The 20,666-nt window shown below is 44.5% G+C and carries 20 protein-coding genes; 3 read left to right on the top strand and 17 right to left on the bottom strand.

What is annotated here, in order from left to right:
* Positions 1 to 87: 87 nt before the first annotated feature.
* The 4 genes from mnmA to ACYQ3Q_RS20670 are packed head-to-tail and all read right to left on the bottom strand — an operon-like array spanning position 88 to position 3,320.
* Entirely contained in the window at positions 88 to 1,233 is a 1,146-nt protein-coding gene (mnmA, locus tag ACYQ3Q_RS20685) for a tRNA 2-thiouridine(34) synthase MnmA (protein ID WP_459930385.1), read from the bottom strand.
* 9 nt (positions 1,234 to 1,242) lie between these two features.
* Positions 1,243 to 1,620, bottom strand: a complete 378-nt coding sequence (gene nifU / locus ACYQ3Q_RS20680) for a Fe-S cluster assembly scaffold protein NifU (RefSeq protein ID WP_459930384.1) — start codon at positions 1,618 to 1,620, stop codon at positions 1,243 to 1,245.
* A gap of 14 nt (positions 1,621 to 1,634) precedes the next feature.
* On the bottom strand, positions 1,635 to 2,819 hold the full coding sequence (nifS, locus tag ACYQ3Q_RS20675; RefSeq protein ID WP_459930383.1) for a cysteine desulfurase NifS: 1,185 nt from the start codon (positions 2,817 to 2,819) through the stop codon (positions 1,635 to 1,637).
* 48 nt (positions 2,820 to 2,867) lie between these two features.
* Entirely contained in the window at positions 2,868 to 3,320 is a 453-nt protein-coding gene (locus ACYQ3Q_RS20670; RefSeq protein WP_459930382.1) for an RrF2 family transcriptional regulator, read from the bottom strand.
* A gap of 280 nt (positions 3,321 to 3,600) precedes the next feature.
* On the opposite strand from ACYQ3Q_RS20670, the gene ACYQ3Q_RS20665 reads away from it, so the two are divergent.
* The 3 genes from ACYQ3Q_RS20665 (at position 3,601) to ACYQ3Q_RS20655 (ending at position 7,180) form a co-directional block, all read left to right on the top strand.
* Entirely contained in the window at positions 3,601 to 3,783 is a 183-nt protein-coding gene (locus tag ACYQ3Q_RS20665) for a spore coat protein (protein WP_459930381.1), read from the top strand.
* Positions 3,784 to 4,001: 218 nt separating this feature from the next.
* The gene (locus ACYQ3Q_RS20660; protein ID WP_459930380.1) at positions 4,002 to 5,153 is read left to right on the top strand and encodes an amidohydrolase; all 1,152 of its coding nucleotides are present in this window, start codon (positions 4,002 to 4,004) and stop codon (positions 5,151 to 5,153) included.
* Between the two features lie 704 nt (positions 5,154 to 5,857).
* Positions 5,858 to 7,180 (top strand): replication-associated recombination protein A, encoded by a 1,323-nt coding sequence (locus ACYQ3Q_RS20655; protein ID WP_459930379.1) that lies wholly within the window; start codon positions 5,858 to 5,860, stop codon positions 7,178 to 7,180.
* An 82-nt stretch (positions 7,181 to 7,262) separates the two neighbouring features.
* On the opposite strand, the gene trxA is transcribed toward ACYQ3Q_RS20655, so the two are convergent.
* From trxA to ACYQ3Q_RS20590, 13 genes are all read right to left on the bottom strand, one after another.
* Positions 7,263 to 7,592: a thioredoxin gene (gene trxA, locus ACYQ3Q_RS20650; RefSeq protein WP_034145996.1), complete on the bottom strand. Its 330-nt coding sequence runs from the start codon at positions 7,590 to 7,592 to the stop codon at positions 7,263 to 7,265.
* Between the two features lie 21 nt (positions 7,593 to 7,613).
* Complete coding sequence (locus ACYQ3Q_RS20645; protein WP_459930378.1) at positions 7,614 to 7,895, bottom strand: metal-sensitive transcriptional regulator; 282 nt, start codon at positions 7,893 to 7,895, stop codon at positions 7,614 to 7,616.
* Between the two features lie 143 nt (positions 7,896 to 8,038).
* Positions 8,039 to 9,823, bottom strand: coding sequence for an aspartate--tRNA ligase (gene aspS, locus ACYQ3Q_RS20640; protein ID WP_459930377.1), 1,785 nt, complete (start codon positions 9,821 to 9,823; stop codon positions 8,039 to 8,041).
* 1 nt (position 9,824) lies between these two features.
* The gene (gene hisS / locus ACYQ3Q_RS20635; protein ID WP_459930376.1) at positions 9,825 to 11,096 is read right to left on the bottom strand and encodes a histidine--tRNA ligase; all 1,272 of its coding nucleotides are present in this window, start codon (positions 11,094 to 11,096) and stop codon (positions 9,825 to 9,827) included.
* A 475-nt stretch (positions 11,097 to 11,571) separates the two neighbouring features.
* Positions 11,572 to 12,195: an MBL fold metallo-hydrolase gene (locus tag ACYQ3Q_RS20630; RefSeq protein WP_459930375.1), complete on the bottom strand. Its 624-nt coding sequence runs from the start codon at positions 12,193 to 12,195 to the stop codon at positions 11,572 to 11,574.
* Positions 12,196 to 12,206: 11 nt separating this feature from the next.
* Positions 12,207 to 12,656, bottom strand: coding sequence for a D-aminoacyl-tRNA deacylase (dtd, locus tag ACYQ3Q_RS20625; RefSeq protein ID WP_459930374.1), 450 nt, complete (start codon positions 12,654 to 12,656; stop codon positions 12,207 to 12,209).
* A 1-nt stretch (position 12,657) separates the two neighbouring features.
* A complete protein-coding gene (locus ACYQ3Q_RS20620) occupies positions 12,658 to 14,868 on the bottom strand; it encodes a RelA/SpoT family protein (protein ID WP_459930373.1) in 2,211 nt (736 codons plus the stop codon).
* 55 nt (positions 14,869 to 14,923) lie between these two features.
* Entirely contained in the window at positions 14,924 to 15,436 is a 513-nt protein-coding gene (locus ACYQ3Q_RS20615; protein WP_034146003.1) for an adenine phosphoribosyltransferase, read from the bottom strand.
* Between the two features lie 17 nt (positions 15,437 to 15,453).
* Entirely contained in the window at positions 15,454 to 17,820 is a 2,367-nt protein-coding gene (gene recJ, locus ACYQ3Q_RS20610; RefSeq protein WP_459930372.1) for a single-stranded-DNA-specific exonuclease RecJ, read from the bottom strand.
* A 66-nt stretch (positions 17,821 to 17,886) separates the two neighbouring features.
* Positions 17,887 to 18,906 carry a cation diffusion facilitator family transporter gene (locus ACYQ3Q_RS20605; protein ID WP_459930371.1) on the bottom strand — a complete coding sequence of 340 codons (1,020 nt, stop codon included), beginning with the start codon at positions 18,904 to 18,906 and terminating at the stop codon, positions 17,887 to 17,889.
* Positions 18,907 to 19,106: 200 nt separating this feature from the next.
* A complete protein-coding gene (locus ACYQ3Q_RS20600; RefSeq protein WP_459930370.1) occupies positions 19,107 to 19,553 on the bottom strand; it encodes a hypothetical protein in 447 nt (148 codons plus the stop codon).
* Positions 19,554 to 20,288: 735 nt separating this feature from the next.
* Positions 20,289 to 20,468, bottom strand: a complete 180-nt coding sequence (locus tag ACYQ3Q_RS20595; RefSeq protein ID WP_034146007.1) for a hypothetical protein — start codon at positions 20,466 to 20,468, stop codon at positions 20,289 to 20,291.
* Positions 20,469 to 20,512: 44 nt separating this feature from the next.
* Positions 20,513 to 20,644, bottom strand: coding sequence for a hypothetical protein (locus ACYQ3Q_RS20590; RefSeq protein ID WP_034146008.1), 132 nt, complete (start codon positions 20,642 to 20,644; stop codon positions 20,513 to 20,515).
* Positions 20,645 to 20,666 lie beyond the last annotated feature (22 nt).

The raw sequence follows: 20,666 nt of genomic DNA, 5'->3' as shown, positions 1-20,666 counted from the left end.
TATCTATACTCTGCCCGACAATCCTAAACTTTATGCATGCGCCGGCCATGGATGGCCAAGTGTCTCTGTAGCCATGGATGGCAAGGTCTAAACGTTCGAACCTCGATCCTCGAACTTCGAGCCTCGCATTTGTCCTCGAGGATCGGAAATAATTTTTCCCCCTCCAACGACTAAATCCCCCTGATAAAAGACCACTGCTTGTCCAGGGGTTACAGCACGTTGTGGTTCATCAAAACAAACCTTTAGATCATAGTCTGCCCCCATCTCAGCAGGATAAAGAGTCGCGTCAGCCCCTATGGAGTTATAACGAATTTTAGCTTTGACCTTCAGAGGTTCCTTTAGATCCGGAATCGATATCCAGTTTGGCTCGATCGCCCAGAGCGTATCAGTATATACATCCGGATCCTCCCCCAAAACAACCTCATTACTTTCAGGATTCAACCCCACTACAAACATCGGTTTACCAAAGGTAACCCCAAGCCCTTTGCGCTGCCCCACCGTGAAGTGAAGAATCCCCTCGTGCTTACCTAACTTATTTCCTGCAAGGTCTACAAAATAACCTGCCTTAATGGGAACCTTGATACGCTCTCGAACAAATGAGGCATAATCATCATTGGGCACAAAACAGATCTCTTGGCTTTCTGCTTTATTAGCCACCCCTAAACCACGTTCTCTAGCCATTTCTCGAACCTGTTCTTTTTTGTAGCCTGCCAAAGGGAAAAGGGTGTGCTCCAACTGTTCTTGGGTCAACATATACAGTGCATAGGTTTGATCTTTGCGCTGATCTGCGCTCTTACTTAAAAGAAATCGTTCACTTCCCGGATCTCGTAACACTTGAGCATAATGTCCGGTGGCGATGAACTCAGCCCCCAGCCCACGTGCCTTACGGAGTAGCTCCCCAAATTTTACATACTTATTACAGGCTAAACATGGGTTTGGAGTTTCTCCATACAAATAAGACTGTGTGAAGTAATCCACCACAGTCTCCTCGAAATACGAACGGAAATTCATGACATAATGGGGAATTCCCAGGATAAAGGCCACCCGCCTGGCGTCATCAATCGCTGAGTTAGAGCAACAGCCCCATTCTGTCTCCGGGCCCGCTGATTCCCAAATTTGTAACGTAACCCCGATCACATCGTATCCTTCTTCTTTAAGTAAAGCGGCGGCCATGGAACTATCCACACCGCCGCTCATACCTACAACCACTTTTGGTTTCGTTGTCAGAGCCATAATTATCATCTATTCCTTCGTTTGTTGTTTATCGCGATAATTCCCAATCGCTTTATGGAGCGCATCAGCTGCCAGATTGGAACAATGCATTTTCGTTTCAGGTAGCCCTCCTAAAGCCTCAGCAACAGCCGCATTGGAAATTACCATCGCTTCGTCAATCGTCATCCCCTTGACCATTTCAGTAACCATACTACTTGTGGCAACGGCAGCACCACAGCCAAAGGTTTTAAACTTGACGTCCTTAATAATGTCTCCCTCAATATCTAAATAGATACGCATAATATCTCCACATTTAGCGTTTCCTACTTCACCGACGCCATCTGGATTTTCCATTTCGCCAACATTACGAGGATTATTGAAATGATCCATTACCTTTTCTGTATACATTTTCCCGTCACTCCTTATTGTGCTTTTTGCTTATGAATAACCTGATCGTACAGCGGCGACATCATACGCAAACGCTCTACAATTTTCGGTAATTGTTCAAGCAGATAATCAATTTCCGCTTCCGTGTTTTGACGTCCTAAGGTAAAGCGCAGGGAGCCGTGAGCAATCTCATGGACCAGCCCCATAGCCAGGAGCACGTGGGAAGGATCTAATGACCCTGACGTACAAGCGGAGCCGCTTGAGGCGGCGATTCCCAACATGTCAAGTGATAATAACAAGGACTCTCCTTCGACATAACGAATACTGACATTCACATTATTGGGTAAGCGTTTATCTCCAAGCGGTCCATTGACTTTTACGTATTCGATGCGCTCTAGGATTCCATTCATGAGTTTATCGCGCAGTTTCGATTGATGCTTAGTGTCGTCCGCCATTCGTTGCCCAGCCAGCTCGCAAGCTTTGCCAAACCCTATGATTCCGGGGGTATTCTCTGTTCCGGCTCGACGCCTCTTTTCTTGCCCCCCCCCATGAGCCATAGGTACAACCCGTACCCCTTTTCGAATATATAAAGCCCCTACTCCCTTGGGACCATAAATCTTGTGACTGGAAACAGTCAATAGGTCTACATTCATCTCATCCACGTTAATAGGAATCTTGCCTAACGATTGAACTGCATCCACGTGAAACGTTATACCATGTTCCTTGGCCAGTTTACCAAGTTCAGCAATTGGCTGGATTGATCCCACTTCATTATTGGCATGCATCACGCTGATTAAAATCGTATCCGGGCGAATTGCCTTTCTAACCTCGTCGACTGAGAGAATTCCCTCTTCGTTTACAGGTATAACTGTTAGATCAAAGCCATTTTTTTCTAAGTATTCACAGGTTTCAAGAACAGCGTGGTGTTCGATACAAGAAGTAATAATGTGTTTCCCTTTTTTGCGGAGTGCTTCAGCAGTGCCTAAAATTGCAAGGTTGTCCGCTTCAGTCCCACCACTAGTAAAGGTAACCTCTTTAGGGGTAGCACCTATGAGCTCTGCGACTTGGCTTCTTGCTTGCTCTAAGGCTTGTTTAGCCTCCCTACCAAAACCGTGAACACTAGACGGATTGCCATATTTCTCAGTGTAATAAGTCATCATCAAGGCAGCCACTTCTGGATCAACCGGAGTGGTTGCACTGTGGTCTAAATAAACTCGCATGACGGGGTTCACTCCCTTTATCGTAATTCTAGCGTGTGAAGCGTTGCTTTAAATATAGTACATATATAAGCTCCGCTCCGTTTCAATCTTTTTAGCATCTTCGAGCATCGTTTCCAGAGTGATCGAATCAAGAACATCCGCGATGGAGTCTCTTACCTTTTCCCAAATTGTTCGTGTAACACAAAATTCAGCTTTGGAACACATTTCCGGGGCCTCTTCTGATACACAATCTGATGGCGCAATGGGCCCTTCTAGGACGCGAATAATATCTCCAATTCTTATTTTTTCGGGTTCTCTTCCCAGTAAGTAACCACCTTGAGCGCCGCGAATACTCTTGACAAGCCCTGCTTTACGCAAACCTGAAATCAGTTGCTCTAGATAATGCTCGGAAATGCCTTGTCTCTCTGCAATGCTTTTCAAAGAAGTTGGGCCCTCACCCACATGTTGAGCTAAATCAAACATGGCTTTGACACCATATCGCCCTTTGGTCGAGAGTTTCAACACCCTCACCTCTTTTCCGCAAGTTAAATTCTATATTCTTTGAATCTCTTATTTATATTGCTTATATCTTATAAAAATACTCGGAATTTGTCAAGTCTGAACATGAACATAACACCTTTGTATTTTACACGAAAGTTTCCTCTTTAGAAAGGGCATATATATGATCTGAGCAGAGATAATAATTTAGACATGCTCTGGAACCATTTTGATGAAATCGCCGTACCAGAACAAGGTCGTTTTGTCGATGGATAGTAATTGAATTGATTGGTAACTATAATAATTGATAACTCTGGCATTGACTGAATCATCCTCAACAGAGGTTAGACAATTACTGCGTAATCATCTCGAGGATGCTCTTAATAGGAATGAGAAGGCTAGTAACTTCATGGCAAATAAGGGCTGGTATGATGCTTATGTAAATCGCCGAATTCTAATGGATTACATAATGCTGAAACTGTTCTAAATCTATGATTAAATCTAGTAACTAAATTCAATCAGGGGGATCTCAATCAATGAGATCTCCCTAATAATTTTTTGACCCCGTCTATAGGTCCAAAAGGTAATTTTATGAGCATGTTTCCTAGAGTAGCATATGTTTTACTGTTTATCTCAAGATAGACATACCAAACTTGACTAAGCTGAGCAAACTAACTTTGTCGGCAGAAAAAGGGGGGGAATTCATTGGAATCGTTACTTCTGAAGAATTGTCTTGTCTTTCAAATTAAAGGCGAAACAGAAAAAAAGGATATATTAATCCAGTCTGGGAAATTTTCTAGTATTTCAGACACCCTCTTTTCCGATTGTTGTGATGAAATTATGGATATGAAAGAACATTATGTCTTGCCGGGATTTATTGATTGCCACACTCATTTAGGAATAATCGAAGAAGGTACAGGGAAAATAGGCGTTGACAATAACGAAACATCAGACGCCGTAACACCCCATTTAAGAGGTATCGATGCAGTTAATCCTTTAGATATAGCCTTTCAAGATGCCGTTAAGTCAGGGATTACAAGCGTTATGACCGGCCCAGGCAGTAATAATGCGGTCGGTGGTTTATCTTTAGCCATCAAGACCGCCGGGAATATCCTTGATAAGATGATTTTAAAGAACCCGGTTGGCTTAAAAGTCGCCCTTGGTGAAAATCCAATCAGCACGTATGGAATAGATAGTAAATGTCCAGTTACAAGAATGGGTACTGCTTCCTTGATTAGGGAATTGTTCATGAAAACTGAGGATTACATGGGTTTAAAAGAACTGGGTAAACTTAAGTACCGAGATATTCGTCTAGAGTCTGTAATCCCAGTTCTCAAAGGGCTAATCCCCTTACGGGCACATGCTCATCGGGCTGACGATATTATTACAGCTATACGCATTGCGGAAGAATTCAAAATCAGTAAACTTGTGATAGAACACGGTACTGAAGCGGATTTAGTGAAAGAGTATCTCAAGGAACGGGAGATTCCCGTCGCATTTGGTCCCATGTTAACCCCTAGAATAAAAATGGAACTAAAGAGTCGGAACTATAAGACTGCCATCAATTTAGTTGAAGCGGGCGTGAGAGTAGCACTTATTACAGATCATCCTTATAACTCTATTGATCAATTACGAACAATCGCTGCCTTGACCATCGCAGAGGGTCTAAATCAGGCAGACGCTCTCAGTTTGTTAACCTCTCATCCGGCAGAAATATTGGGCTGTAGTGATAAGGTTGGTGAAATTAGTCCAGGTTACGATGCAGATCTAGTTGTATTCAGCGGAGAACCCTTTAACCTAAATTCAAAAGTCCTCTATACTTTTATAAACGGTAAACTTGAATACTCGAAAAAGTAGGGGTATAGCAAAACTCGTCCGGCATGCCACATCCCCATGATTCACTGTAAATACATAAATACTGAGAGCCTTTCACCATTTATATATTAATCGTGAAAGACTCTTTCTATTGCCATATATCCCACCAATAATCCTTTAAAGATTAACTTCAGACAGAGGACTGTCTCATGTTATAATTATGTCCAGCAAGCGTCTTTGCGTTATAACGCAAACAGCACCGATCCTATGCAAGTCAAGTCGAACCGCCCCTTACTTGCATAACTTGCACGTCCCTACCGTTCTAACCCCCGTCGACCCAAGCCAGAGGAAGTTTCTTAGCTTAGAGAACACGATTAGTGGAATCGCGTCAATGAGCGCAGTCGATGTGGCGTTAAAAAACGCAACGAGACTTGTCCATGGATGGACTGATGCCGCGGTGCCAAGGATGGCAAGGAGCGGCGCACATGCGACGGCACAGGACGTGCCTAGTGTCGAATGCGCCAGGACGGCATAGCATTCGACTATAAAGCCCAGAGGTTTTGCGTTTTAGACAAATCGACAACGATAGTCTCCAGTGGAGAGTATCGCCGAAGCCGCTGATCCCTAAAGGAACACTTCGCGGCGAAGGATAGAGTATCGCCGAAGGCGCTAACCCACAACGAACACTTATCGCCGTAGGATGCTAAGACACTTCCTCCACTTCCTCCCAGAAAGGAAAAACTAAAATGGATCTTTTCTCCGCCTCATTTAATCAACATCAAGTAGCACCCCTTGCGGAGCGTATGCGCCCACGCTCGCTCGATGAATATATCGGTCAAAGTCATATCCTCGGCCCTGGTAAACTCCTAAGAAGGGCTATTGAAGCTGACCGAGTATCCTCACTCATCCTCTATGGTCCTCCTGGAACGGGCAAAACCTCTTTAGCACAAGTTATTGCGGCCAAAACTGCCTCACACTTTATTCGCATCAACGCTGTCACTTCGGGCGTAAAAGACATTCGTGAAATTATTTCGCAAGCCACGAATGATTTACATCTTTACGGAAAACGAACCTTGGTTTTTTGTGACGAAGTTCACCGCTTTAATAAAGGACAACAAGATGCTCTTCTTCCAGCGGTAGAAAACGGAACCATTACCTTTATTGGAGCTACAACAGAAAACCCCTTTTTCGAGCTTAATTCTGCCCTCCTAAGCCGTTCTACTCTATTCCGCTTAGAACTACTTCTCCCTCCAGAAATCCGCCTAGGCCTTGAACTAGCCTTACAAGATACCGAACGTGGTCTGGGCAGATATCAGGTAGAAATAGCTCCTGAGGCTTGGGAGCATTGGATTAATTACGCTAATGGAGATTTGCGACGCGCTCTTAATGCCTTAGAATTAGCCGTTCTTACTACATCGCTAGAAAACGGGATTCGCCAGATAACCCTTGATATTGCCGAAGAATCGATTCAACAAAGGGCCATCCGCTTCGATAAATCTGGAGATAATCATTATGACATCATTTCGGCATTTATCAAAAGCATGCGCGGCTCAGACCCCGATGCTGCTCTTTACTGGTTAGCCGTTTTACTCGATGCTGGAGAAGACCCTCGTTTCATCATGCGCAGAATTATAGTCCATGCCTCGGAAGACGTAGGACTCGCTGATCCTATGGCTATGCTTCAGGCCCATGCTGCTGCCGCTGCGCTCGAATGGCTAGGAATGCCTGAAGCAAGAATACCTATAGCTCAAGCAGTACTAGCCATTAGCACCGCCCCAAAAAGCAATAGCGCCGTCGAGAGCATCGACCGTGCCCTAGCTTACGTAAGAAAACACCCCACCGGAGAAGTTCCCGTCCATCTTAAGGATAGTCACTACCCCGGTGCCGATAAATTAGGAAACGGGCAAGGATATCTTTACCCCCACGCATACCCCAATCACTGTGTCGAACAATCCTACCTCCCCCCAAGTATCCAAGGGCAAACCTTTTATGTCCCCTCGCAAATGGGAAAAGAAAGTATGAACTCTTGCACAAATGATAGCGTTAAAAAAATCAACCCAGAAGGTTAAGTATAATAGGCCATATTCTATCTTCCTAAACTATAAAAGCGATGCCCTAGTCAGTAGGGCATCGCTTTCTTTCTATCTGAAATTAGACCTGCGCATCGAGCATTTTGACAAGATCAGGTTTGCCACGGAAACCTACGATTTTGTCAACCATCTTGCCACCTTTGAAAATACCAAGCGTCGGAATACTCATGACTCCATATTGGCTGGCTATCGGACCGTTCTCATCTACATTGAGCTTTCCAATAGCAATCCGTCCGACATACTCGTCAGCAAGTTCCTCGACAATAGGAGCAACCATGCGGCATGGACTACACCAAGGAGCCCAAAAATCCACTAAAACAGCTTGCTCAGACTTCAGAACGTCCGACTCAAAGTTTTCTGTAGTAAAGGTTTTAACATTTGCACCTGCCATTTAAATTCCTCCTAAATTCGACTACTTTATAAACTTAGTAAGCACCCCAATAAGCTCTTCAATTGCAGCTTCCTGATCATTGTTTTCAACGGCATTACGCATACATCCGCGTGAATGGTGTTCAAACACAATAGTGCCAACTCTATTGATTGCAGCACGCACAGCAGCCACTTGAATCAACACATCGACACAGTATTTATCACTCTCGACCATGCGTTGAATCCCTTTGACTTGACCTTCGATTTTTTTCAGCCTTCGGACGAGGTCTTCTTTAGATTCAGAATATGTCGTTGAATTTTTCATTTCAGTTCCTCCGATACCCTAAGGGGGTAGCTACAATAATATTATAGCTAAAAACCCCCTCCCCTGTCAACTCTTAACGCACACTGAGTTTATCGGAAAAATAAGATATGTCCCATGAATCCTATAGGGCGTTGAAGTTTTGTTTATTTTACTCCAACGACCTCAATCTTAGTCATAATATGCAAATCCTTTAGTTGTCTTAGTGTCACTGGCGAAGGAGCATGTGCCATTAAATCAGAAGCACTCTGCGTCTTGGGAAAAGCAATCACGTCTCGGATGTTATCTTTACCTGTTAAAAGCATAATCAACCGATCGAGCCCAAAGGCAACTCCACCATGAGGAGGTGTACCATACTCAAAGGCTTCTAAAAGATACCCAAACTTATCAACCGCTTCTTCCTCGGAAAAACCTAAGGCACTAAATAACTGTTCCTGAACCTTGCGGCGATGAATACGAATACTTCCGCCTCCCAGTTCTACACCATTAAGGACCATGTCGTACGCCTTAGCCCGAACTTTGAGTGGTTCCGTCTCTAGAAGGGGTAAATCTTCATCCATAGGAGCAGTAAACGGGTGATGAATAGCAATATAGCGTTTTTGTTCCTCATCGTACTCTAGCAGAGGAAACTCTGTAACCCATAAGAAATTAAGCGCATCCTCCGAAATCAGGCCCAATCGTTTGGCTAATTCTAAGCGCAGATGACCTAAGGCATCCGAGACAACCGAGTACGTGTCTGCGACAAAGAACACGATATCCCCTGTCTCAGCACCAACATGTTTGATGAGGGCGTTCATTTCTTCTTCTGTAAAAAACTTGGCAATCGGAGATTTAATTCCTTCCTCAGCCATGACAATCCAGGCTAAGCCTTTGGCGCGATAGGTACTGACATACTTTGCTAAGTCATCAATCTCTCGACGGGGCATTCCGGAACAACCTTTGGCACAGATACATTTCACACTTCCGCCATTGGCCACAACATTGGCAAAAACCTTAAAACCGGTCTTAGCTACAAGGTCCCCCACATCAATGAGTTCCATCCCAAAACGCGTATCCGGTTTATCCGAACCATAACGGTCCATAGCTTCCTTATACGTTAAACGAGGAAAAGGCATCATTAACGACGTTCCAATCGTCTCTGAGAAAATTCGAGCCATCAATTGTTCCATCATAGGTAGAATGTCCTCCACCTCGACAAAGGACATTTCAATATCCAGCTGAGTGAATTCTGGCTGGCGATCCGCTCTAAGGTCCTCATCCCGAAAACAACGTACTATTTGAAAATACTTCTCCATACCGCCCACCATCAGAAGTTGCTTATATATCTGCGGCGACTGAGGTAAGGCGTAAAATTCTCCTGGATGGACACGGCTGGGAACAAGGTAATCCCTTGCTCCTTCTGGGGAGGATTTTATGAGCATCGGAGTTTCGATTTCATAGAAGCCTTGGTTATCAAAAAAATTGCGCATGATTTGCGTTACTCGATGCCGGGTTTTGAACACTGCCTGCATCTCAGGGCGACGCAGATCTAGATAACGGTGTTTGAGACGCACTGTTTCATCGACCTCAACTTGATCGACAAGATAATAAGGAGGAGTCTTGGCTCCATTCAGGATTTCTAAGGATTCAGCAACGATCTCGATTTTCCCAGTAGCCAAGTTCGGATTAATCATCCCTTCCGGACGCGCAATCACTAGACCTTGGATGGAGACTACAAACTCTGAACGAAGACTTTCGGCATCAGAAAATCCACTTCCCATTTTTTCTGGCCCAAAGACCACTTGCACAAGACCAGAACGATCTCTTAGATCGACAAAGATTAATCCACCGTGGTCACGGCGACGTTGAACCCAGCCCAGCAAGCGTACGACCTCACCTACTTTATCTAGGCCTAGCGCTTCATTGTTGATACGTTCTGAAAACATCGTCATGCTAAACACCCCTCTGATACTTCTTGTTGATTTCTTCGACAGCACTAGCTAACGGAACCTCGTTTTGTTCCCCAAGCGTTAAATCCCGAATTAGGAGCACATTTTTCTCCAATTCTGCTTCTCCAAGCATAAGGGCATAGCGGACGTTTTGGCGATCAGCCGCTTTAAGTTGGGCTTTCAAACCTCGACTGAGCAAATCCATGCCCACAGGGATTCCTAGATTTCTTAACTCACATAGGATTGAAAAAGCCTTATTCTGGGCCTTTTCGCCCAAAGGGATCACCATAGCAAATAGTTTTGGCTTTTCCTGGGGAAGTTTGTTCTGTACTTGTAAGGCCGCTAAAACACGCTCGATCCCCATAGCAAATCCGATACCTGGGGTAGGAGATCCACCAATTTCCTCAACTAGCTTATCATAACGCCCACCACCACAGATAGCACTTTGTGCACCAATTTCCTCAACCATCACTTCAAAGGCAGTTTTTGTATAATAGTCAAGCCCTCGAACTAAGCGTGGATTAACTCGGTACGCCACTCCCGCTGCACCTAATAAAGCAAGAACTCCCTCAAAGTGAGTGCTGCATTCCTCGCATAAGGTATCTTTTGTGGTCGGGGCCCCTGTAGTAAGCGTTTGACAAGAGCTATTCTTGCAATCAAGAATGCGCAAAGGATTACGTTCAAACCGTTCCTGACAGTCGCTACAAAGTTCATTTTGGCGTTTATCTAAAAATTCCTGAAGCTGTTTGCGGTGCTCAGCCCGACAAGTTGGACAGCCAACTGAATTGACATGGACCTCTAGACCCACTAAGCCCAGACGTTTATATAAATTCCAGACTAAACTAATTACTTCTGCGTCAACCAGCGGTTGGTCTGCTCCCAACACCTCAGCTCCAAATTGATGGAACTGGCGATAACGCCCGCTTTGTGGCCGCTCATAGCGAAACATGGGGCCCATGTAGTATAACTTGACCGGTTGGGGTTGACCGTGTAGCTTGTCCTCCACATAAGCGCGACAAACAGAAGCCGTCATCTCGGGACGAAGGGTCATGGAACGGTCCCCTTTATCTAAGAAAGTATACATTTCTTTCTTGACAATATCGGTCGTTTGACCTACCCCTCGCTGAAAAAGTTCAGTTGCTTCAAACATTGGTGTACGAATCTCTTCATAACCAAATTCACGACAAACGCTTCGGATCGTCTCTTCGAGATAATGCCATTGTTCAATTGTACCTGGCAAGAGATCCTGAGTCCCTTTAGGACGCTGTATCGCCATAATGATTCCTCCTCTATATGCATATAGAAACTTAGCTAGCGCCCGAAGACACTGTCTTCGCACGTATAGGTCATTCTGTCAGCTTCAGCGAAGGCGGTCGCCTTAGTTGCAGAAAGTATATAACATTCAGCTCTACTTTCTGACTAGTACAAAAAAAGCCCTCGTTCCTTGCTTTGCTGCAAGGGACGAGAACTTCTCGTGGTGCCACCCTAATTGACGGAAGGTTTCCGCCCACTTTACAGTCCGTAACGAGACTACCCGATGCAAAACTATTCCCTTCTGGAGTGTCTAACCGAGTGTCTCCCAGGCTAGTTCCAGTCTTGCTAGCCCTCCCTGTCGAAAGAATAACGCGGATTTTCCAAAGGTATTATGAATACTTTTACTTATTATTTAATGTTCATCCAACATATTATCAAATATTACGGCCATTTGTCAAATTATGAGTGAGCAACTTTTAGCTCTTGGACGAAGATCTTTACCCTAAAAAGGGATTATCGCGCTTTTCTTCTCCGATAGTGGTCGCTTCGCCATGCCCAGGAAAAACAAGTGTCTCTTCAGGCAGGATTAGGAGTTTTTTCTTGACTCCAGCTAGGAGTTGATCTAACGATCCGCCTGGAAAATCCGTCCGACCTATCGACCCTGCAAAAAGCGTATCCCCGCTAAACAACCCTTCAGAACATAAAAAACATGACCCGCCAGGAGAATGCCCCGGAGTGGAAATAACTTTGAGCCGTTCGTTGCCAATCATGAGTTCTTGCCTGTCCTCCAGCAGGATATCTGCTTTTTTCTGGACGAGATTCTGCCCCATATAACCTGAGAGGTTCTTCCTCCCATCGGTCAGCATGCCTGCATCGCCCGCATGAATCCCTACTTGGACATTTCCTCCTAATAATTCTCTTAGTTCATCGACAGCACCAATGTGATCGATGTGTCCGTGGGTCAGAAGAATATAGTCGACCTTTACACCCTTCTCTAAAATCCAGCGATGAATCTTCTTAGCTTCAGCTCCTGGGTCAATAATTACCGCTTTCTTTGTTTCCGTACAGGCATACAGATAACAATTTGCCCCCATAGCCCCCATAGCTCGCCCTTCAATCATTTGCATTCCTCCTAGAATTTCTTTTCACTATCCAACAGTATCGTCACTGGTCCAGCGTTGATCAGTTCAACGTCCATTTCAGCTTGAAAGACCCCCGTTTCGACCTTAAGACCATAGCTGCGAATTGCTTCCACACTTCGCTCAAACATTTCCTTGGCCTGCTCCGGCGGTGCGGCTGAAGAAAAGCTTGGACGTTTTCCCCTCCGACAATCTCCATAGAGAGTAAACTGAGAGACCACCAGAATTTCTCCGCCTACCTCCAATATCGAACGATTCATTTTCTGTTCTTCATCTTCGAAAATCCTCAGACCGACAAGTTTATCCACCATCCAGGTCAAATCCTCTGCTCCATCTCCCTGTCCGACGGCTAACAAAACTAGGAGACCACCAGATATCTGACCCACGGTTTCACCATGGACGGTTACAGAGGCGCGTTTAACACGCTGAATCACACTGCGCATTCTATCTTCCTCCTGAATGGATCCGCTTAACCTCCGTGATATCCTTAACCTTGCGGATTTTATGCATGACCATCTTGAGCTGATCAAGGTTTCGAATCTCAATCCGCAACTGAATATGAGCCAAGTTATCCTTACCTACCCGAGCGTTAATTCCCAGAATATGCGTGCGAGTATCTAAGACTGTATTCATGACCTCCGTAACCAGACGCGGCTTGTCCATCCCAAAGATTTGAATATCGACAGGATAAGTGGAATCCACTTGTTCTGCCCAGACGACTTCCACAACCCGCTCACTCTCATCTTCAGAGTGGCTGAGGATATTGCTACAATCTCCACGATGAATAGAAACTCCTCTGCCACGAGTAATGTAACCGATAATGGTATCCCCCGGAAGCGGATTGCAACACTGTGCAAACCGAATTAACACATTATCAATACCCTTAACCCTTACACCGTGCGAAGCTTTACCGTATGAAGTCTGAGTGGGTATTTTCCCCTCTCCCTGCTGAAGTGACGCAAGCTGCAGCTTTTCGCGTTCCTCTTTGGAGAGATCCTCACGCAAACGCATCAAGACCTTATTGGTGGTAAGTACACCATCTCCAATAGCGGCATATACATCATCCAAAGCCAATAAATTTTGACTTTTGCCAATGGCTAGCAGGCTTTCTGGCTTGAGAATATCCGGATCCACTCCATGTTTACGGACCTCCCGTTCCAAGCTTTCTCGCCCTCGGACAATGTTATCCTCTCTTTGCTCTTTCTTAAACCATTGCCGAATCCTATTCTTAGCCTGAGACGTTTTGACAAAAGCTAGCCAATCTCGGCTGGGAGCGCCTCCTTGCTTCGAGGTAAGAATTTCTAGAATATCGCCGTTGGTAAGTTTAGTTTCCAGCGGAACAATCCGACCATTAATCTTCGCACCAATACAACGATGCCCTACATCCGTATGGACTCGGTAAGCAAAATCAATCGGACAGGAATCCGCTGGTAGTTCAACCACGTCTCCCTTAGGGGTAAATACAAACACCGTATCTGTAAATAAGTCAATCTTTAAGGATTCCATAAATTCTCCGGCATCCCGGGAATCATGTTGCCACTCGAGTAATTGACGCAACCAAGAAAGTTTTTGCTCAAAGTTAACGCTTGCTGTCTTGTTACCAGCCTCTTTGCCGCCCTCTTTACTACCTTCTTTGTACTTCCAATGCGCAGCGATCCCATATTCTGACGTGCGATGCATTTCACAAGTTCGAATTTGAATTTCAAAAGGTTCCCCGTGAACCCCGATCAGTGTAGTATGTAGTGATTGGTACATATTAGGCTTTGGCATAGCAATATAATCTTTAAATCGACCTGGTAGAGGCTTCCACAAAGTGTGGACGATTCCGAGTGCGCCATAACAATCATTGACTGATTCCACAACCACTCGAATCGCCATTAGGTCGTAAATCTCACTCAGTTCTTTATGCTGAGTGGTCATTTTACGATAGATACTGTAAAAATGCTTGGGACGACCAGCAATGTCCGCATAAATATCGACTTCTCTTAAACGTTCTCGCATTAATACAATAACTTCGTTGATATAGGCTTCCCGTTCACGTCGTTTGAGGGCAATCCCTTCCACTAGATCATAGTATTCTTGAGGTTTTAAATATCGAAACGAAAGATCTTCCAACTCCCATTTAATCCGAAATATTCCTAGACGATTAGCCAGAGGTGCAAAGATTTCAAGTGTTTCTTGAGCAATTTCCTTTTGTTTATCAAGCGAATGATATTTCAACGTACGCATATTATGGAGTCGATCAGCCAATTTGATGAGAATTACACGGATATCTTTGGCCATGGCCAAGAACATCTTGCGTAAATTTTCGACTTGTTGCTCCACTTTACTCTTATACTCAATTCGCCCAAGCTTGGTAACCCCATCGACTAATAACGCAATTTCCGAACCAAATTCCTTCTCAATGTTTGCAAGGGTGAACGAAGTATCTTCCACAACATCATGCAGCAGGGCAGCGGCAATGGTCGCCTCGTCCAATTCCAGTTCGACCAAAATTTGCGCGACTTCAAGAGGATGAAGAATATAGTCTTCTCCGGAGTTTCGAAGTTGGTTTCGATGTGCCACTTCAGCAAATTCATAGGCCTTATCTACAATTGCTAGACGTGCCTGGGGAGATTTCTTTTGTAGTTTTACCCTTAACTCCGCGAAGGACATTGGCGAACCTCCTCTCATCCGATATCGATTAAGCTATTTATATCGCAGCGTTAAATTAGTACTCCACCAATGAAAAAACGGGATATTCTACAAGCTTTTCCCTACCCTTTAAAAACGTTAATTCAATCAAAAATCCCATACCCAGCACGTCCGCTCCAATTTTCTGCATTAAATTTGCGGTTGCCAGCATTGTTCCTCCGGTTGCTAGCAGATCATCAACGATCACGACCCGTTCTCCCGGACGAATGGCATCGGCATGGACTTCTAAGGTATCAAAACCATATTCTAAGGCATAGGTTTCAGCGATTGTATTAGCAGGTAACTTGCCCGGTTTGCGGACAGGAACAAAGCCAATTCCCAAGGCATAGGCGACCGGAGCTCCGAATAAAAAGCCCCGTGCCTCTGGACCGACGATCACGTCAGGTTGCCATGGTTTAATTTTTTCTACGAGGGCGTCTATCGCTGAGCGGTAGATCTCACCATTTTTAAGCAAGGTAGTAACATCTTTATAGGATATCCCTTCCTTAGGAAAATCAGTAATTATGCGAATATGATCTCGAAAATCCATTGTAATTAGGCCGCCTTTCAATTATAAACTATTCCAACACTATTTAATAATTCAAGCTGAAATTTCAGAGCTTTTTCTAAGCGTTCTTTTGCAAACCGAAAACGTAAAGATGTCTCAAGATCTAGCTTGCTTTGCGCCGGAATCCACTCTATGGCAAGCTTATCAGTTCCCCCTAAAATACGGAGTAGCCCCAATTCTTCAAAAATCTTCAGGGCGAGCTTCCCATTTTGTGAGACTTTGGCGTCAAACTCCCAATGAAAGGGATTCCCTGTTTTCGATTTAGCAAGGAGCTCCCGATACAGATTGATAAGTTCTTCACGCGCTATAAACCTACACCGCTGACGAACCTTTTCCTCATCAGGACTTTGAAATCCTGCAAGGGCAATCCGAAAAACTCCTAAATCTTGTAGCTTCTCGACCGCTTCCCTAAAATCTTCTTCCGTTAGCGGTAAACCGAGAATCACACCAAAACCTGCACCCTGAATTCCAGTCTCTTCTTGATCCAACTGTGAAACGAGTTCATTCTTCCCTCGACGAAGGGCAAGCTCGCTCAGATCCGTGTCCCATATCCAGAGTGGCTCCTCATCTCGTAAAGGCCAATCTTCTTGGCTTAAGTTGCGCCAGTCCAACCACTCCACCGTAGGTTCATCATTCGTAGCCGCAATTTCCTGAACTGAAGACCATTGCGCTTCAGATTGGATATCCTTGATCATTAATTGAACGTTTTCCCGCCCTCGAAAGGTATTCCAATCTAAGCTGAACGCTGCATCAAGGCTTATTTTATCCTTTAGTTCATTCATGCGATCTCCCAATCGAAAGGCAATTCCTTCCTGTTCTCCTTGAGCTCCGAAACGAAACTTTATATGACTCCGTTCTTTGCCAACCGCACTGACAGAATGCACGGGAATTGCTTGAGAGGCTAGAGTCGGTCCAGGATTTCCATAGCCAAACGGGGCCATTTGTTCAAGTTGACGGAGCAAATCCGCCGAAACCGCCTCGATAGAAACTTGCCGGTCAATTTTTAGGACTTCTTGAAAAAGAGTTTCCTCAAAAACCAAGGCCTGTTCATTTAATCCTGCTCTAAAATGCCCGATATCTGCTGTGAGAAGAGAAAAGCCAGCCGCCTGTCTATGCCCGCCAAACTTTATTAACAGCTGCGCTTGGGTACTCAGTTGTTCCAAGACAGGATAACCCGCTATCCCACGAGCTGAGCCTTTAGCTTCGTCCCCTTCTTCCGCTATCATAAATACTGGACGATAATAACGTTCCACCAAGCGAGATGCCACGATCCCAATCACACCGTGGTGCCAATGATCTGCAGATAGAACAATTACCCTAGGGATAGGTTCACATTCCAGCATAGCAATCGCTTCAGCCAGAATCGCTTTCTCGACGTCCTGACGTGCCTGGTTTTCTAGAGTTAATTGATGAGCAAGCTCACTCGCTCGTTCCTGATCCCCCGTCAAGAGCAGTTCCAGTCCTGCTCGTGCGCTGTCCATCCGTCCGGCCGCATTAATCCGAGGAGCTACCATAAAGCCAATCTGACCTGCTTTTAGAGGAGAGCCGTTCCTCAGCCCACACTCTTCGAGTAGAGCTAATAGTCCTAGGTGATGAGTATCTGCCATCTGGCGAAGGCCAAACTGAACAAAGATCCGGTTTTCTCCAACCAATGGAACTAGGTCTGCAATCGTCCCTAAGGCCACTAAATCTAAGAGTTGGGTTTCAGTATGAATGCCCACTTCCTGATTTCCGAATGAATGGAGTAACGCTTGGGCTAACTTGAAGGCCACTCCTACCCCGGCTAAATCTCGAAATGGATAACCTGAATTCTCAACTTTGGGATTTAAGATCGCAAAGGCTTCCGGTAAAGTATCGGGAGGTTCATGGTGATCTGTAATAATGACATCAATCTTCAAGGTATGGGCAAGTCTCACTTCCGAAACAGCTGTGATTCCGCAATCGACCGTTATTAGAAGACCTACACCGGCCTTTGCGGCCCGTTCAATAGCTTCAGAATGTAATCCATAGCCCTCGTCTTGGCGGTGGGGAATATAGGCTACTGCTTGGAAACCCAAATCACTGAGGACTTTGTATAATATAGTAGTACTTGTCACCCCATCTACATCATAGTCTCCATAAATGAGTATCTTTTCTTTCTGTACAAAAGCTAAGGACAAGCGCTGGACAGTTTTATTCATATCCTTAAAACAAAACGGTGAAAGCAGATTCAAGAGTGTTGGTCGCAAAAATTCGATCGCTTCCTCTGGTTCCCGAAAACCCCTTTGGGCCAAAATATCGGTTACTACTGGAGAAATACCCAAGGAACCGCAAAGGATTTCTGACATTCGTCCGGAAGATTGTTGCATGGACCATATTCGTTTCATTTATACTCCCCCATACTCGAGGCGCGAGGTTCGAGGCTCGATGTTCGAACTTCGGACCTCGACTTATTAATCTTGAACCTCTGACTTCTGACCTTTGATTAACCCCTGGTTTCTGACCTCTGGCTTCTGACTTCTGGTCTCTGGGTCAAGTTGGCAACGTTGACAGACGGTCGCTATCCCTTCTTCAACAGGGCATTCCACATCCCTGGTACTGCAAGGTTCTGCGTGAATCAGGACAAACGCTAAATGTAATCTCACATTAATTTCTTGCTCAATCCTGTCACAAAGTTCATGCACATCAACGACTGGAGTGTACTTCGGAACGACTAAATGTAAATCGATATGTCTTTCCGCTCCAGCCTTCCTAGTGCGAAGCTTATGAAACTCCACAAATTCATCCGCATGAAGTAAGAGAACTTCGGCAATTATTTCACGTTCTTCATCCGGTAAACTAACGTCCACCAGGGGTGCAAACGCTTTCTTCGTTAAATCGATGGATGCCTTGATGATCATTAACGCTACACCGAGCGCTATGATCGGGTCAAGAATGGTCCAGCCAGTAATTTTTATTAGTAGTAGCCCGAAAAAAACCCCCACTGAGGTAAACACATCGGTCCGTAAATGCAAGGCATCAGCTTCGAGGGCTACTGAATCAGTACGTTTAGCTACCTTCATAAGTCGTGTTGATACGATCAAATTAGTGATTGCCGAAACACCCATGACGAGCAGACCTAGGCTCAAGCCCAAATCTGAGACATGCCCACCTTGACCATAAATGATCTCCATAATCTTCTGAAACGCTTCAAAAATGATCATTAGGGCAGCAACAAATATCAAAGCAGCCTCAATCGTACCAGAAACATTTTCGATTTTTCCGTGTCCATAAGCATGACAAGAATCTGCTGGTTTTCCCGACTGCCTCACCGCAAAAAGCGCGATAAAAGCCGCCACCAGGTCAATACCAGAATGAATTCCCTCTGACAGGATGCTCATCGAACCGCTAGCTAACCCAATTACGATTTTACTAAATGTTAAGAAAGTATTAGAAACGACAGATAATAATGCCACCTGCGTCTTCTCATTCACGACCTACTCTCCTCACCTTCAAAAACTCTGCCTAAGGTATTTAAAATCATGACTGCACATAAAAAATAGGACCCCTTATATCAAGGAAGTCCCGCGGATTCCTCCGCTGCCTCAACACATGAAGCCCAGCTATTGCCTGACAAAGATAGTTTATGTATAAGATATCAAAAATTATACCGTAAAGCAAGGTTTATTCTGGATCAGATTGTTAAGAAGTTACCATAGAAGATTAATGCCAGCCCTATAAGTAAGCGCATAATTGTGGGAGAGTAGATTTTTATGACCTGTCTCTTTTTATTCTTCGGAATAATTCCTGTACCAACCACCATGAACCAAATAATTAAAGCCGCAAGCGGGGTGAGAAAAGCACCGAAGAGAACCAAACTGATCAATCCTCCGACCAACCCGCTTGCTTTGTTATTGTGATTGCATATTTTCCCAATAATAAGTTGGAGTATTATGCCTATCGTTCCACCGATCAGAAAAGGTATTTCCCATTGCCAAAATTGTACCGCATCATAAACAAGATGATTAAGCCCACTTAGGACAATCATCGCTAAAAAAGTTCCCCATATTCCCCCAAAAAAAATTAATCCTGCGGAAATAAGGAGCACCCCCTCTAATAATACCAATTGAAGAAATTCCAATTACCTCCCCCCCTCTTTGCTCGTTGTAGTATATCCCAATAAAATCCAATCTAATCAATCTATGCTTCTATACTGTAATTGTATCGCAATTTTAATTGGAACATTATTCCTTTATTTTTCATACTCTGTATTAGCATTAACTTCTACAAGGCGAATTATAACAAGAAGGAGGTTTTCTCTATGTGGTGGGGTCGCTGGGGCTTTGGTTTCCCTTGGTGGGGCGGTTTTGGATTTGGTCCATGGTGGGGCTTTCGTCGTTGGTGGTGGTAAGCGTTGCTTAACCTAAGGACTAATTTCTTTATGTTGATTCTTAAATCTTATGAATCTCTAAATTCTAAGCATATATTCTAAATCAAAAGGATTGCTTCATGTTCAACATGTTAGCGGTCCTTTGTATTTAAATTGAATAAGTGTCACCATTCCTAATTTAAAGAGGACCCCTAAATAAGGGTCCTCTTTAAATTCGCTTTGAGATGGTTTAAAAGATAACCCCCAAGGCAATGAGAATCAAAATCGCAATTGCAATAATCCCAGCTCCTACACATCCACCAACGCCAGCTCCATACCCGTACATAAACTCACCTCCAAGTATCACAACTTTCATTAGTTTCTTAGAATACGATTCCCATTGCAATCAGCAAAAGAATAATTACGACAACAGCAGCGATTCCAGCGCCAATTCCGGTTCCACCTGTAAACATAGTTTCGACCCCCTTCGTTAAAGAATCTTTTAGTTTAGAAAATTACGCCTAAAGCGATTAAGATTAGAATTGCGATAGCAATGATCCCAACACCAACACCACACCCGACTCCAACAGGTGCAACGACTGGTGTGCATGGAGGTGGGCAACAACCAACTCCATATCCTGTGCGACCTGCTGCATATCCTGCATAACCTGCTCCAAATCCGTACATGGTATACCCTCCTTTATTTTTTTAGTCATTAGAATTAATTGAATTTAGAATACGATACCCATAGCAATCAATAAGAGAATTATGACTACGACAGCTGCAATACCAGGTAAATAATTTGGCGGACATACACATCCTACAGCTTCAACACCATCAACAACGCCTGCCCCATATGCCATATCGAACAACTCCTTTTCCATC

The organism is Desulfosporosinus burensis (assembly GCF_054657535.1).
This window is presented reverse-complemented; position numbering and strand designations above follow the sequence as displayed.